This is a genomic window from Kibdelosporangium philippinense (assembly GCF_021390435.2).
GTDB classification, from domain to species: domain Bacteria; phylum Actinomycetota; class Actinomycetes; order Mycobacteriales; family Pseudonocardiaceae; genus Kibdelosporangium; species Kibdelosporangium philippinense.
On sequence record NZ_JAJVCN010000001.1, the window covers coordinates 2,070,460 to 2,084,748 of the forward strand.

Consider the following 14,289-nt stretch of genomic DNA (forward strand, 5'->3'; position numbering starts at 1 on the left):
TGGTTATGCGGATCGGGCTTCCTCCACGGTCGGGTACAGCGCGAGGATCTGGGCCAGTCCAGTGATCGCCATCACCCGCTTGACAGCCTCCGATCCTTCGACGATCCGCAGTTGACGGGCCGCGCTCTCGGCTTCGTTGTGCGCGAGGATCAGGATCCGCAGGCCGATCGAACCGAGAAAGGTGACTTCGGCCAGGTCCAGGATCACCAGCGGTGACGGGCCGTCCAATCCGGCATGGACCGCCTCGTCGAACAGCTCCTGGGTACTGATGTCGATCTCGCCTGCGATGTGCACGACCGTCGTCTGTTCGTCGCTGTTGACGTCGCACGTCAGCTCTGGTCTCGCATCCGTCACAACCTGTCCGCCTCCGTTAGACCCTGCGCGTCCTACCCCCACCCTATGCGGGACGGCCGTCATACCGCTCGGAACACCAGCAGTGCGATGTCGTCTTCTTTACTCTGACCATAGGTGCGCAGCAACCCGTCGGTCATCAGCACGATCAGCATCGGCGGGATGACGCACTGCGTTGTGTACCCATGTGGGTGAAAGCAGCGCAGCATGGCGTCGAGCCGTTCGATGATCACGGCCGCGTCGATGGATCTCCGATGGGTTAGGCGGCTTCACTGTGGCTCGTGTCCGTCACCCGTACCTCCTTGCATAGCGGGCACGTCCCACCCGAGCAGCACAGTTGTGCCGTTCTCGTTGTGGTGCAACGTGAAATGATCGGTCAACGCCTTCATCATCGACACCCCACGACCCCGTACGCCGGTATCCGCCAATGGCGGCCGCCAGCGACCAGAGTCGGAAACCACAACGCAAACCCGCGATCCAGGCTTCACGTAGCCAGCGAAAACAGTGACAGCGCCCGGGTTCTCATCCGCGTACGCGTGCTCGACCGCGTTCGCCACGGCTTCGTCGACAGCCAGCACGACGTCCTCGGTCTGCTGTACATAGAGCTGGATCGCCTGTGACCAGCGGCGCAGCGAGGCACGGGCAGCCGGCAGTTCGGTGGCAACCGCAGAAAGGCTGATGAAGATGTAGGGCGCGGTGAGATCGGCCTCAGAGACCGCGGCACGTGCGGTGTCCGGGAGCATGCGCACCCAGGCAGCCCACGGTAACCGAGCAGTGTCGGCATCCTCGGTCTCGTCGCGCATCAAGTCGTCCGCCCTCTCTGCGCACTGGCACTTTCTTTGCGCGCCCGCTCCCGTGTACCCAGAAATTCGACGGTTTACGCAACGTCAGTAGACATAGCTCGCAGGTGCTCCGCTGCGATCGCGAGGCGGATCGGGTCGCCAGGCCTGGCGGCGATGATGGCGGTGGTGACAGCGGAGACGGTGCCTGTGGTGGTGTCGACGTCAAGCCGGGTCGCGCCGCCAAGGGGAACGGCCCGGCGGACGGTGCCTTCGAAGACCACAGCGTCGGGCGGTGGCGGTGCGCCGTTGGTCAGCGGGCGGCAGCGTTCGGGTCGGGCGACGACCAAGGTGTCGAGGCCGGTTAGTGCGGGTGGCAGGTGTGCGGTGAAGCCCAGCAGGGTGGCGCAGTCGGGATCGGCGGGGGCGTCGAAGACCTCGGCGGTACTGCCTGTCTGCCGGATTTCGCCGTTTACGAGCAGTGCAGTTCGTTGGGCGAGTGAGCGGGCTTCGTCGCGGTCGTGGGTCACGAGCAGCACCGACGCGCTTAGGTGGGTGAGTGCGGCGTGCAGGTCGGCGAGCAGGTCTGTACGCGTGGTTGCGTCGAGACCGGTGAACGGTTCGTCGAGTAGCAGCACGCGCGGCCCGACCGCGAGCGCGCGAGCGATGGCGACGCGTTGTGCCTCGCCGCCTGAAAGCGTGCGCGCGTTGCGTTGGGCGAGGTGCGCGACGCCCAGCGCGTCGAGCCAGGGTTCTGTGCGTTGACGGGCTTCGGCGCGTCCTACGCCACGCAGTCTGAGTCCGGCAGCGGCGTTGTCGAGCACGCTCGCGCGCTGCAGCACAGGCCGTTGCAGTACGGCGGCGACCGCACGTCGTAGGTCAGGGGTTGTGGCGAGCTGGCCGTCAAGGAGCACGGTTCCGGACCGTGATGCGTTGTCGAGGTGTGCGAGGGCACGCAGCAGTGTGGACTTTCCAGAACCGTTAGGGCCGAGGATCGCTAGGGTTTCGCCGTCGGCGATGTCCAGTGCGGGCACGGCGACGAGTTGTCGTCCGCCAGCGGTGACGCGCAGATCACGGCAACCGATGCTCACTTGGCCGCCGTTTGACGGTGTTGGGCGAGCGTGACCGTGAGGTTGACGGCGAACGCGATGATCAGCAGCACGATGCCGAACGCGATGGCCAGCGCGAACTGTCCACGGCTTGTGGCGAGCACGGCCGCTGTTGTGAGCACGCGTGTCTCGCCTGCCAGGTTGCCGCCGACCATCTGCGCTGCTCCGACTTCGCTTACTACCGCGCCGAATCCGGCCATGCCTGCCGCGAGCAAGGGCAGTTTGGCTTCGAGGAGCAGCGCGCCGAGTGCCCTGAGCTTGGTCGCGCCCAGTCCGCGCATCTGCAGGAGGAAGTCGGGGTCGACTTGTTGCAGTGCGGCGGCGGTCAGCGCGATCACGATCGGTGTGGCGATCCCGGCTTGCGCGATGACCATCGCCGTCGGGGTGTAGAGCAGACCGAAGGTGCCGAGGGGACCGTTGCGCCATAACAGCACTGTGATGAACAACCCGACCACGACCGGTGGAAGGCCCATACCTGTGTTCGCGATGGCGAGCAGGACTCGGCGTCCACGGAAGCGCCCGAGCGCGAGGACCGTCCCGAGTGGGACGCCTATGAGCGCAGCCAGGACTGTGGCGGTGAGGGAGACCCGGAGGGTGAGTCCGGTGATCGCCCACGTGTCCTCGTCGCCGGTGACTAGCAGCCGTAGGGCTTCGAGCAAGCCGTCGCCGAGTACGTCCACGTCAGCTCCCCAGGCTCGCTTCGTCCTTGCCCGCGTCAGCCGCGAACAACGGCTGTCCACTTTGGGCGACGCCGAAGCGGCCGATCATCTCCTGGGCTCGTGGGGCGACCATCCAGTCAGCGAAAGCCTTGGCGCCGTCGGGTTGTACGCGCTCGCCCGCCCGCTTCGTCATCTCGATCACGTGGTAGATGTTCAGCAGGGCTTTGCCGCCCTCGTTCAAGATTTCAAGAGCCAGACTCGATTTCTGGGCGAGGTAGGTCGCTCGGTCGGTCAATGTGTAGGCGGACGTCTCGCTCGCGACGCGCAGTGTTGCGCCCATGCCTTGGCCGGTGGAGCGGTACCAGCTACCGCTCGGCTGTTGCTGCCACAGCTGCTTTTCCCGGGCGTGCGTACCGGATTCGTCGCCACGGGAGACGAAACCCGCCTGCGCCGCGGCGATCTTCTGCATCGCCTGTGCCGCGGGCACGCCACGAATTCCCGCTGGGTCAGCCGATGGGCCGACGAGCACGAAGTCGTTGTGCATCACCAGCCGTCGTTGCCCGGCAGTGCCTTCCGCGACGAACTTCTCCTCGGCCGCGGGTGAATGGACGAGTAGGACGTCGGCCTCGCCGCGCCTGCCGAGTTCGATCGCTTGGCCGCTGCCGACCGCCAGTGGTTTGACCTGCCAGCCGGTTTCGGCGGTGAACGCGGGCAGCAGTTCGTCGAGCAGCCCCGAATCCTGGGTACTCGTGGTGGTCGCCAGGATCAACGACTTCTCGGCGGACGGACCAGCTGCTTGATCCGTGCCGCACGCGGTCAGCATCACCAAGGCTGCCAAGGGCGCGAGTAAACGTCGTCCGAGCACGGGCGGATCCTTTCAGCGGATACGACGACCAGTCTCCGCACAAGAGTAACCGCCGAGCGCTTCCACGCTCGCCCGGAAGTCCGTGCGGTCAAGCAAAGTCCACAGTGGTGCGAGCAGAGGGTTGGACAGATCGTTCGCGCGCAGGACGAGGTCGTACGGTTCTTGGGCGACCGGCACGAAGTCCAAGTCGAACGCGCGCGCCGCGGCAAGGATGCCCAAGCCCGCGTCGGCACGACCGGCCGCGACAGCGGCGGCGACGGCGAGATGGGTGTGCTCTTCGCGGGAGTACCCGGGGATGGTGGACGGGTCGATGCCTCGTTGGTTGAGCTCGTAGTCCAGCAGTGCCCGGGTCCCGGCGCCGCGCTGACGGTTGACGTAGCGAACCTGGGCTAGATCGTCAATTCCCTTGATCCCCAACGGGTTTCCTGGTGCCACGATGAGACCTTGATCGCGGTGTACGAGCCGGATGACCGCGATGTCGTCGCCGAGCAGTTTGTCCACATAGGGCAGTGTGTATTCGCCGGTTGCCGGGTCGAGTAGGTGAGAACCGGCGATGTGGCACAGGCCGTCGCGCAACGCGACGAGCCCGCCGAGTGAGCCGACGTTCGAGGACGCCAGCGTGATCAGCGGGTCGGCGGCGCGCAACGTTGACGCGGCGAGGTCCAGCACGAGGTCGTGGGAGCCGATCGCCACGATGGTCCGGTTGATCTCGTTGAGGCCGCGCAGGAGTTCCACGCGCACTTCGGTTCCGGCGTGATGGCCTTCGACTCCGGCGGGCACGACAAGCAGCCCGTCGGCTCGAACCAGTGAGGTGAGTACGCCAGCGCCGCGTGGCAAAGGGGTGGCGACGATCTGATCTTGGACACGACCGAGGCGGACGCGGACCCAGTCGTCCATGCCGATGGCGGACGGGAGCTTGCGGGCGAGCCGGGCCGTCGTGGAGGGCCGTTCGCGTGGGGCGGCGCCTTCGAGTTCGGCCAGGAGTGGTGCGGCGAAGATGTCGAACGTCAACGCCGCCGATACGGGATATCCCGGGACACCGAGCACCGGCGTGGCCGGATCTCCTTTGGCGGTGCCGAGCACGACAGGATGTCCTGGCCGGACAGCGACTCCGTGTACCGCGACGGCTCCGGCACTGGAGACCACGCGTGCCGTGTAGTCGTCGCGGCCAGCGCTGGAGCCTGCGATCAGCAATACGAGGTCGGCTTCCTCGGCGGCGGCACGTAGCGCTGCGGTGATGGTTTCGGGGTCGTCCATGACGATGTCGGTCACGCGGGCGTCGCATCCGGCCTCGCGGGCCTGCGCGGCGAGCATGAGTGAGTTGGTGTCGAGGATTTCCCCAGGCTTCAGGTCGGATCCGATCGGGCGGATCTCGTCGCCGGTCGGGATGATCACCACGGTCGGTGCACGCCGGACGGTGAGTTCGACTACTCCGGCAGCGGCACAGGCGGCGACATCGACCGGACGCAGCCGATGGCCTTCCGGCAGCAGCAGTTCGGCGGCGCTGATGTCCTCGCCGATGGACCGAACATGCTGGTACGGCGGCACAGCGGCCCGTAGCTCGGCGCCTTCAGGCGTACGATGTACGTGTTCGCGCATCACGACCGCGTCATAGCCCGGCGGAAGCGGGTCGCCGGTGTCGACGACCTCGAAGTCCGTCACGACCACCGGCGTTGTCTCCGACGCGCCTACCGTGTCCGACGCCCGGACGGCGATGCCGTCCATACCGGACGAGTCGAACGCGGGGGAGGAGCGTTGCGCCCACACCGGCGCTGCCGTGACGCGGCCGACGGCCTCGCCGACAGGCACCCGGATCGTCTCCACCCGTGCCGGGCAGCCCGCGGCGGCACGTGCCTCGCGCCAGGCGGCGTGGGCCTCGGCGGCGGGGACGTCGGAGACGAACGGGCTGTTCATGGGTACAGCGTGACATCCACGTCGATACCGGCGTCCAGCCCGGTCGCCGGTTCGGGAATGATCACGTACCCGTCGGCGCTGGTGAGCACGGACAGCAGCGCGGACGGCCCGAACAGCGGTTCGGCCACGCCATCGGTGACCTTGACCTGGATCACGTCGAGCCGCCCGGCCACAGACGCCAGATCGCGCGACAACCGGGCACGCACGTTCGGCCGCACGGGAGGCGTCGGGCAACCGCCGATCCGCCACAGCAGAGGGAGTCCGATCTGCCCGAACACGACCAGCGCGGACAAGGGATTGCCGGGCAGGCCGATCATCGGCACCCCGTTGGATTCCGCCAGTAGCGTCGGTTTGCCAGGTTTGATCGCCAGCCCATGGCACCAGACCTCACCCACGGCAGCCACCGCGCCAGCGGTCTCGTCCCGTGCGCCGACCGACGAGCCCGCCGACACCACGACCAGGTCGGACGAGGGCAGGACCTCGGTCAGTTTCTCTTTCAACGCCCCAGGCTCGTCGGACACAATGCCCGCGATCACCGGTTCGCCACCCGCCTCGATCGCCAGCCCGGCCAATGCCGACGCTGTGGCGTCACGGACCTGTCCCGCCGTCAGTTCAGCGGTTTCCGGCGGTACGACCTCGTCCCCGGTCGAGATGATCGCGACCCGCGGCCGTGCGTGCACAGGGACCGAAGTGACGCCAGCTGCGGCGAGAAGCCCCAGGTCAGGGGCCCTTAGCGGGCGTCCGCCAGCGACGAGCACGGTACCAGCGGCGACGTCGTCATCGGCCCGGACCATGCCGCCACCCGGTGCTACCGGACGCGTGACCTCGATGGTTCCTGGCATGGTCTCAGCGGTGTACTCGACCATCACGACCGCGTCGGCGCCATCGGGAATCACGCCACCGGTCGGCATCGCGACACAGCCACCAGGCCGGACCGAAACCGTTGGTGCCGCGCCCATCCGGACCGCGCCGAGCAGGTCCAGATAGGACGGCAAGCCATCGGAGGCGCCATACGTATCGGCCGCCCGAACCGCAAACCCGTCCACAGTGGACTTAGCGAAGCCCGGCAACGCGTGCGGTGACGGGATGTCGGCGGCTGGCACGCGGTGCAACGCCGCCGACAACGGAACCTCTTCGACAGCAGTGCGATGGGCTGGACGGAATCCCGCGAGTGCCTCGGCGACCGTGCGGGTGGTGAAGAATTCTCGTCCGCTCAACGGTTCGGCTGTTCCTTCGATCCTTCCGGCTTCGGCTGCGGGCGTGCCGCGGCCCCACCCTTGTCCAAGCCGAGCACGGACACCACCGGGCCGAGCGCCACCTGTCCGAGGCCGCAGATGGAAGTCTTCCGCATGGCCTCTTCCAGCTGCAGGATCTTTCCGCGCTGTGCTTCGTCCAGTGTGGACCCTGAGTCGATCACGCCGCTCAACAACGAATGTGCCTTCGTCGAACCGACCCGGCACGGCACGCACTTGCCACACGACTCGTTACGGAAGAACCGCAACACGTTCGTCGACGCGGCCAGCAAATCCGTACCCTCAGCGAGGACCACCAAAGCGCCGGAGCCCAGCATGGTGCCCGCCTTGGCCAGCGTGCCGAAGTCCAACCGCAGATCGAGCTGGTCCGGTCCGATGAAGTTGGACGACGCGCCACCCGGCTGCACCGCACCCACTTCGGCGCCGTCCAGCACGCCACCAGCGGTGTCGATCAGCTCGCGAACGGTCGTGCCCATTGGAACGCAGTACACGCCGGGATTCCGCACATGCCCGGACACCGCGAAGAACTTCCAGCCGACGGACTCGCCGATGCCCTGCTCGCCCCACCAACCGGCGCCGCGCTGCAGGATCACCGGCACGTCGGCGAACGTCTCCACCGAGTTGATCAACGTCGGCCTGCCGTGCAGACCGTAGTTGCCGGGAAACGGCGGCTTGTTGCGCGGCTCGCCGCGGTGGCCTTCCATGCACTCCAGCAGGGCGGTTTCCTCGCCGAGGATGTAGCCGCCGGGGGAGACGAAGATGTCCAGTTGCAGCCGTCGCCCGCTGCCGCACGCGTCCGGCCCGATGACGCCAGCCTCGCGCAACGCGGCGATCTCCGCACGCAACACGTGCTCTTCCGGCCCGTACTCGTGCCGGATGAACACCCAGCCTTCCTCGGCGCCGACCACGGCCATGCCCAGCAGCAGGCCTTCGATCACCAAGTGTGGCTGATCAGCCAGGATCTGACGGTCCTTGAACGTGCCTGGCTCGGACTCGTCGGCATTGCAGATCGCGTACTTCACCGTGCCCGGCTGGGCCGCCGCGACCAGGCTCCACTTCTGCCCGGTCGGGAAGCCCGCGCCGCCCATCCCACGAAGTCCGGAGTCCTTCAGCGTGGCCACAATGGACTCTGCGCTGATCTCGCCTGCCAGGAAAGCCCGCAGCGACTGATATCGCTCAGCGACACCGGATCCCGCGGGATACGGGTCGTTCGGCCACGGCTCGTCACGCCGGGAAGCCGAGGCATGCCCGACACCCTCACCGCGGGCGGAGACCACCAAGTTGTCCACTTCGGACACTGGCGCCGGGTACTCGTTCACCGCGGCGGCAGGAGCGACATCGCAGCGACCGAGGCACGAGACCTCGACCAGCTCGACATCCGTGTCCGCGCCGTACTTCGCCTTCACCTCGGCGATCCGGTCGTCGCCCTGACGCAGCCAGCACGACAGGTCGTGGCAGACGCTCAGCTGGACCTTTTTCGGCGGCGTGGTGCGGAAATGCGGGTAGAACGAGATCAGGCCCTCGATCTCGTAGCGCGGCCTGCGCACCTCGCGGGCCAGCTCCTCCAGCTCTTCCCTCGGCAGCCAGCCCAGCCGGGCCTGGATCGCGTTGAGGGCCGGGATCAGCGACGGCCCAGGGAACTTGCCCGCCCGTGCCTCGACGCCGGGAACCCGCTCAGGACTGATCGTCATTCCCCGACCCCCGCTGTTTCGATGTCGTGCGCGTGCGCGTGCGCCGCGCCCAAGGCCTCGACCTGGATGGCACAGAACTTGAACTCGGGGATCTTGCCGTACGGGTCGATCTCGTCGATCGTCAGCAGGTTCGCCGCGGCTTCCCGGAAATGGAACGGGATGAAGCAGTTGCCGAGCTGTTCCCGGTGCGAGATCCGGACCTGCAGCTCGATCTCACCGCGCCGCGAACGCACCCGGACACGTTCGCCGTGCGCGAGACCGCGATCGGCCGCGTCCTTCGGATGCATGTACACCTCGGGGATCGGCGAGATCGTGTCCAGCGCGAACGACCTTCGAGTCATCGACCCGGTATGCCAGTGCTCGAGCAATCGCCCGGTGTTCAACACAAGTGGGTACTCCGCGTCCGGAAGCTCCTTGGCCGGCAACCATTGCGCGGGCACGAGATGCGCGAGGCCGTCGTCGGTGTTGAACCGTTCGTCGAACAGCACCACAGTTCCGTCGGAGTGCTCTGGATCCTCGTTCGGATAGAGCTTCCCGGACAGGCCGAGGTTGTCGTGCCGCAGGTTCGCGTACGACGGCATCAGCGCGACCATCTCGTCGAAGATCTCGCTGGGGGAGCCGTAGTTCCAATCCAGCCCGATGCGCTGGGCGATGTCCTGCACGATCTCCCAGTCAACGCGCGCCTGGCCGGGCGGGGCCATCACCTTGCGGCCGAGCTGCACCCGCCGGTCGGTGTTGGTGTAGCTGCCCTCCTTCTCCAGGTACGAGGAAGCAGGCAGGATCACGTCGGCGAACTCGGCCGTCTCGGTAAGGAAGATGTCCTGCACGACCAGGAAGTCCAGCGCTGCCAAGGCTTTGCGAACCTTGTTGATGTTCGGGTCGGACAGGAACGGGTTCTCGCCGAGCATGTACATCCCGCGCACGCCACCCGGCTTGAGCACGGAACCGATGATCTCGGTGACCGTCAGGCCGCGGTTGGGGTCGAGCTGCGTGCCCCACGCCTGTTCGAACCGCTGACGGGTCGCGTCCCGGTCCACGCCCTGGTAGTCCGGGTAGAACATCGGGATCAGGCCAGCGTCCGACGCTCCCTGCACGTTGTTCTGGCCGCGCAGCGGGTGCAGGCCGGTGCCGGGACGGCCGACGTTGCCGGTGATCGAGCAGAGCGCGATCAGGCAGCGCGCGTTATCGGTTCCCGTGGTGTGCTGGGAAATTCCCATGCCCCAGTAGATGACGCCCGCACCGGCCTCACCCCACTCCCTGGCGACGGTGCGGATCAGGTCGGCGTCCACGCCGGTGATCTGCGCGGCCCGCTCCGGCGGGTAGTCCGCGACCGTGCGCGCGAGCTCGTCGTAGTTGGAGACGCGCTCGCGGATGAAGTCGCGGTCGATCAGGCCGAGCCGGATCACCTCGTGCATGATCGCGTTGTAGAACGCCACGTCCGTGCCGGGTTTGACCTGGCAGTGGTAGTCGGCGTGCTCGGCGACCGTGCTGGCGCGCGGGTCGACGTAGACGATCTTGGTGCCGCGCCTGCGGGCCTGCTTGAAGAACGAGCTGGCGACCGGGTGGTTCGCGGTCGGGTTGGACCCGGTGATGATCACGATGTCCGCGTTGGCCACGTCGCCATAGGTCGTCGACACCGCACCGGAGCCGACGCCTTCGAACAGGGCGGCGACCGAGGACGCGTGGCACAACCTGGTGCAGTGGTCGACGTTGTTGGTGCCGAACCCGGCCCTGATCAGCTTCTGGAAGAGGTACGCCTCTTCGTTCGAGCACTTCGCCGAGCCGAACCCGGCGATCGCGCCGGGACCTTGGGTCGCGTGGATCTCCTTGAGCTTGCTGGCGACCAGATCAAGGGCTTCTTCCCACGTGGCCTCACGGAAGTGCGGCATGACCTCGTTGTAGTCGACCAGGCCGCCGGGCTTGCGCTTGCCGTCGCGGCCTTTCTTGCCGCCGCTTCGGTTTCCGCCCTCGGTCCGGCCGCGGTCGTTGTACTCACCGCGCACGTCGGCCGACAAGGCGCCCTTGGGGTACGACTCCTCGCGGCGGATCAACGGAACCGTGAGCCGCTGCGGCGAGGCCGCGTAGTCCCAGCCGTACCGGCCCTTGACGCACAACCGGCTCTTCGAACCCGGCTGGTCACGACCCTCGGCGAACGAGATCGCGCCGCGCTCGCGGTCCACGTAGTAGGTCAGCGCGCAGCCGACACCGCAGTACGGGCAGACGCTGTCGACAGCTTCGAGCTGCTCGCGCGGCTGGATCGGGATGAGGTTGATCGACTTGTTGGTCAGCGCGCCGGTCGGGCAGGCCTGGACGCACTCGCCGCACGTCACGCAGGAGCTCTGGCCCATCGGGTCGTTGAAGTCGAACGCGATCGTGGTCGAGTAGCCCTTGCCGGACCGGCCGATCACGTCGTTGCCCTGGATGTCGTCGCAGGCACGGACGCAGCGGTCGCAGAGGATGCAGGCGTCGTGGTTGACGCTGATGACCGGGTTGGACGTGTCGATGCCACGGCCAGAGCCGCACGGCAGATCGGTGGTCTCCTTGGCCACGTCGAACTGGTCGGCCAGCTCCAGCAGGAGGTTGTCGCCGGTCGTGGTCTGCTTCGGGTCCTCGGCACGGTCAGGCTGGTCGGACAGCAGCAGCTCGGTGAGCGTGGCGCGGTTGCGCTCCAGCTCAGGCGTGTTGGTCTTGACCTCCATGCCGTCTTCGCAAGGCCGCACACACGCGGCTGCGAAGACCCGGCCACCTGTGTCCACGACGCACATGCGGCAGACGCCGACGGGGTCGTAGCGCTCGTTGTGGCAGAGCACCGGGATATCCACGCCGACCTGCTTGGCGGCATCGTAAATGGTCGTGCCCTCGGGCACAGTTACGTTCTGGCCGTCGATGATCGCCGAGACTGTGCGCACGGCGGTGGTGGGCTCTTCGACTGCCGTCATAGCGGACCTCCGTCACTGGAGCGTATGCCGCATACAACATACGTCATACAATCAGGCTTCGAGGAGTAAGTCGGGTAGATCGGTCGTGCTGACGCGGCCTGCCTCATCGAACCCACGCGCAACGTAATAACCGTTGATCATCGTTTGCAAGCGGCTGGCCGTGAGTGTCGCGGTCCGCCCTGACGCGAGCTCCAACGGCGTCTCGAGCATCCGGGCGGGCAGCGTGTCATCCGCCGCCGTCGCGCCTTCTCGCTGGTTGAAGGCTCGCTTGGCGCGCACGATGCGTTTCGCGGCCGTACGCAGCTCGTCGGCGTCCAGGTCCCAGCCGGTGACCAACGAGAGCAGCGTGGCCCACTCGGTGAACGGGTCGTCGAACACGCCACGGAGGAACTTGCACAGGATCATCGAATCCATCACCGCGGCGCGGTCCTCGGTGCCGATCGCGGCGGCCACATGGGCAGAACCGCCGTCGAATCGGTTGAGCTCACCGGACAGGTCGGCCTCGTAGGCGCCCGAGCGGTTGTGGTCGGCGCCTCGGGCGTTCACGGCCAGGCCGAGGGCCATCGATTGGAGGCTGCGTGGCTCGTAACCCGGCAGTTCCAGGCCCTTGACCTGGGGCGCGAAGTCGATCGAGCCGTGGCCTACCTGCTCGGCGGCTTTCCTGGAACCCTGGGCAAGGAGTTCGCCGAGACCTGGTTTCCGTTCGCCGATGGCGTCCAGGGCACGCAGCAGGGCCGCGCCGTCGCCGAACTTCAGCCAGGGCTCGTCGATCAGGCCGCGTTCGACGCACTCCATCGCCCAGGCGATCGTGCCGCCCGCGGAGATCGTGTCCAGCCCGAGCTCGTCACAGCGGGCGCTCGCGGCGAAGACGTCGTCCGGGTCTGAGACCCCGCACAACGGGCCCAGTGCGAAGACGTTTTCATACTCCATCCGCTGGCTGCCGCCGCCTTTGCGGGAGTAGATGTGCTCGCAGCCGATCGAGCACGAGGCGCAGCTGTTGCGCGCGACCCCGCGCATCTCGTGCAGCTCCTCAGCGGCCAGTTTCGGCGCGCCATCGAAGGTCGCGGCCGTGAAGTTACGAGTCGGCAGCGTGCTGACCGCGTTGAACGCCAGTAGGTTCGCCAACGTGCCCAGCTCGCGGTACTTGGCCGTGGCCGGGCCGAAACTGCGCTTACGTAGGTCCTTGGCGGCGTTCAGGACACCGGCCTGGTCGGCCACGGCCACCTTGGTCGCCGATCGGACCAGGACCGCCTTGATGTTCTTGGCCCCCAGCACGGCTCCGAGGCCGCCACGTCCGGCGTGCCTGCCGTCGTGGCTGATCGTGGCGTAGCGGACCTGACGTTCCCCTGCCGGACCGATCGCGGCCGTTCGCCAGCCTCGCCCGAACCGTTCCCTCGCTTGGGTTTCGGCTGCCGAGGCGGGTAGTCCCGCCAGCTCAGGCGCTGGCTCAAGACGCACCCCGTCGCCGTCGATCAGCAGCACTGAGAGTTGCGCGGCCTTGCCCCGGATCACGAGCGCGTCGTGACCGGTCAGCTTGCCCGCGATGGCGAACTGGCTGGATGCGAGCGCGTCAGTGAGCAGCCCGGTCAACGGCGATTTCGCCACCACCGCGAACTTGGCGCTTGTGGTCAGCGGGGTGCCGACCAAGGACGAGAACACGAAGGCCAACGGCGCTTCGGGCGCCAGCGGGTCGACCTTCGGCGGCGCCAGCCGGTGCATCAGCCACGTACCAAGACCCACGCCGCCGAGGTATGCGCGCAGGACCTTCTCGTCGAGCTCGAACGGCGTGCCAGTCGCCGCCGCGCCGTCGACATCGACGATCAGTGCACGTCCGAAAAAACCACCCGGCGCCATACTTGAACTCTATGCCCGCATACCGTCAGCCACCTGCGTCTGCGGACAGGAACGCCACCGAATCGCCGGTCACGAGAGGCAATTTCGCATCGCGAGAGACCTGGTCGCCATTCACCGCGGCGACAACATGCCGATCCAGCGCCAGGCCGACGTGCTCCGCGGCCTCGCCGAGCGTTGCCGCCTGAATCTCCGTCGGCCGATGCCCGCCTTTACCCGCCAACGCGCCGAATCGCTCGACGGTGACGGTGGGCGAGGGCCGGTTGCGTGCGGCCTCGTAGTCCTCGGGGGTGTTGATGTTGAGGACCGATTCCAGGTCCGGGTCAAGGCGCTTGAGTGCGCTGTCGTCGAGCAGTCGCGGGTCGTCAAGCTGCTGGACATCGCAGTGTTTGAAGAGCTGGCCTGGCCGCAGATCCCCTTCGCCGATCAGCTTGGTGATCAGCTCCGCGAGGGATGTCCGGTATCCGGCGGCCAGCGGCTGGCGGAAGCCGCGAGCGAACGGCAGAAGCATGTCGGCTTTGCTGTCGGTCAAGCCCTTGAGTACCCGTCGCACGAACGCGGGGTGCAGGAACGGCATGTCCGTCGAGCAGACGAACGCGACCTCTGCGCGGTCCGCCACTGCGGCGAGCCCGGCTGCCACGCCTTGCATTGGCCCGAGGCCTTCCACCGGGTCTTCGACGACTGCGACCCCGTGAGGCAACTCGGGCAGCGTCTGGCCAGGGGCGGCGACCACGACAACCGGCCCGTCGACCGTGCGCCCCAGCAATGCCGCCGTGCGATACAGGAACGTCGAACCGTGCCATTCCAACCCGGCTTTCGGCCGTCCCATCCGCGTGGATCGGCCACCAGCCAGTACGACACCCGCTGCAGTCTGCACT

At 67.2% G+C, this 14,289-nt stretch carries 12 protein-coding genes; all 12 read right to left on the minus strand.

Annotated features, from left to right (window positions below):
- Positions 1-3 precede the first annotated feature (3 nt).
- On the minus strand, positions 4-354 hold the full coding sequence (locus LWC34_RS09575; protein ID WP_233724638.1) for an STAS domain-containing protein: 351 nt from the start codon (positions 352-354) through the stop codon (positions 4-6).
- A gap of 59 nt (positions 355-413) precedes the next feature.
- Entirely contained in the window at positions 414-584 is a 171-nt protein-coding gene (locus LWC34_RS09580) for a hypothetical protein (RefSeq protein ID WP_233724639.1), read from the minus strand.
- A gap of 36 nt (positions 585-620) precedes the next feature.
- On the minus strand, positions 621-1,154 hold the full coding sequence (locus tag LWC34_RS09585; RefSeq protein ID WP_233724640.1) for an ATP-binding protein: 534 nt from the start codon (positions 1,152-1,154) through the stop codon (positions 621-623).
- A gap of 74 nt (positions 1,155-1,228) precedes the next feature.
- The gene (locus tag LWC34_RS09590; RefSeq protein WP_233724641.1) at positions 1,229-2,221 is read right to left on the minus strand and encodes an ABC transporter ATP-binding protein; all 993 of its coding nucleotides are present in this window, start codon (positions 2,219-2,221) and stop codon (positions 1,229-1,231) included.
- A complete protein-coding gene (locus tag LWC34_RS09595) occupies positions 2,218-2,919 on the minus strand; it encodes an ABC transporter permease (protein ID WP_233724642.1) in 702 nt (233 codons plus the stop codon). Before LWC34_RS09595 ends, LWC34_RS09590 begins: the two co-directional genes overlap by 4 nt.
- 1 nt (position 2,920) lies before the next feature.
- Positions 2,921-3,763: an ABC transporter substrate-binding protein gene (locus tag LWC34_RS09600; protein WP_233724643.1), complete on the minus strand. Its 843-nt coding sequence runs from the start codon at positions 3,761-3,763 to the stop codon at positions 2,921-2,923.
- A gap of 12 nt (positions 3,764-3,775) precedes the next feature.
- Complete coding sequence (locus LWC34_RS09605) at positions 3,776-5,677, minus strand: molybdopterin biosynthesis protein (protein WP_233724644.1); 1,902 nt, start codon at positions 5,675-5,677, stop codon at positions 3,776-3,778.
- Positions 5,674-6,894 carry a molybdopterin molybdotransferase MoeA gene (locus tag LWC34_RS09610; protein ID WP_233724645.1) on the minus strand — a complete coding sequence of 407 codons (1,221 nt, stop codon included), beginning with the start codon at positions 6,892-6,894 and terminating at the stop codon, positions 5,674-5,676. The genes LWC34_RS09605 and LWC34_RS09610 overlap by 4 nt, the downstream gene beginning before the upstream one ends.
- Positions 6,891-8,621, minus strand: coding sequence for an NAD(P)H-dependent oxidoreductase subunit E (locus LWC34_RS09615; RefSeq protein ID WP_233724646.1), 1,731 nt, complete (start codon positions 8,619-8,621; stop codon positions 6,891-6,893). The genes LWC34_RS09610 and LWC34_RS09615 overlap by 4 nt, the downstream gene beginning before the upstream one ends.
- Positions 8,618-11,560 (minus strand): formate dehydrogenase subunit alpha, encoded by a 2,943-nt coding sequence (fdhF, locus tag LWC34_RS09620; protein WP_233724647.1) that lies wholly within the window; start codon positions 11,558-11,560, stop codon positions 8,618-8,620. Before fdhF ends, LWC34_RS09615 begins: the two co-directional genes overlap by 4 nt.
- Positions 11,561-11,611: 51 nt before the next feature.
- On the minus strand, positions 11,612-13,414 hold the full coding sequence (locus LWC34_RS09625) for an aldehyde ferredoxin oxidoreductase family protein (RefSeq protein WP_233724648.1): 1,803 nt from the start codon (positions 13,412-13,414) through the stop codon (positions 11,612-11,614).
- A 25-nt stretch (positions 13,415-13,439) separates the two neighbouring features.
- Complete coding sequence (locus tag LWC34_RS09630; protein WP_233724649.1) at positions 13,440-14,288, minus strand: NTP transferase domain-containing protein; 849 nt, start codon at positions 14,286-14,288, stop codon at positions 13,440-13,442.
- Position 14,289 lies beyond the last annotated feature (1 nt).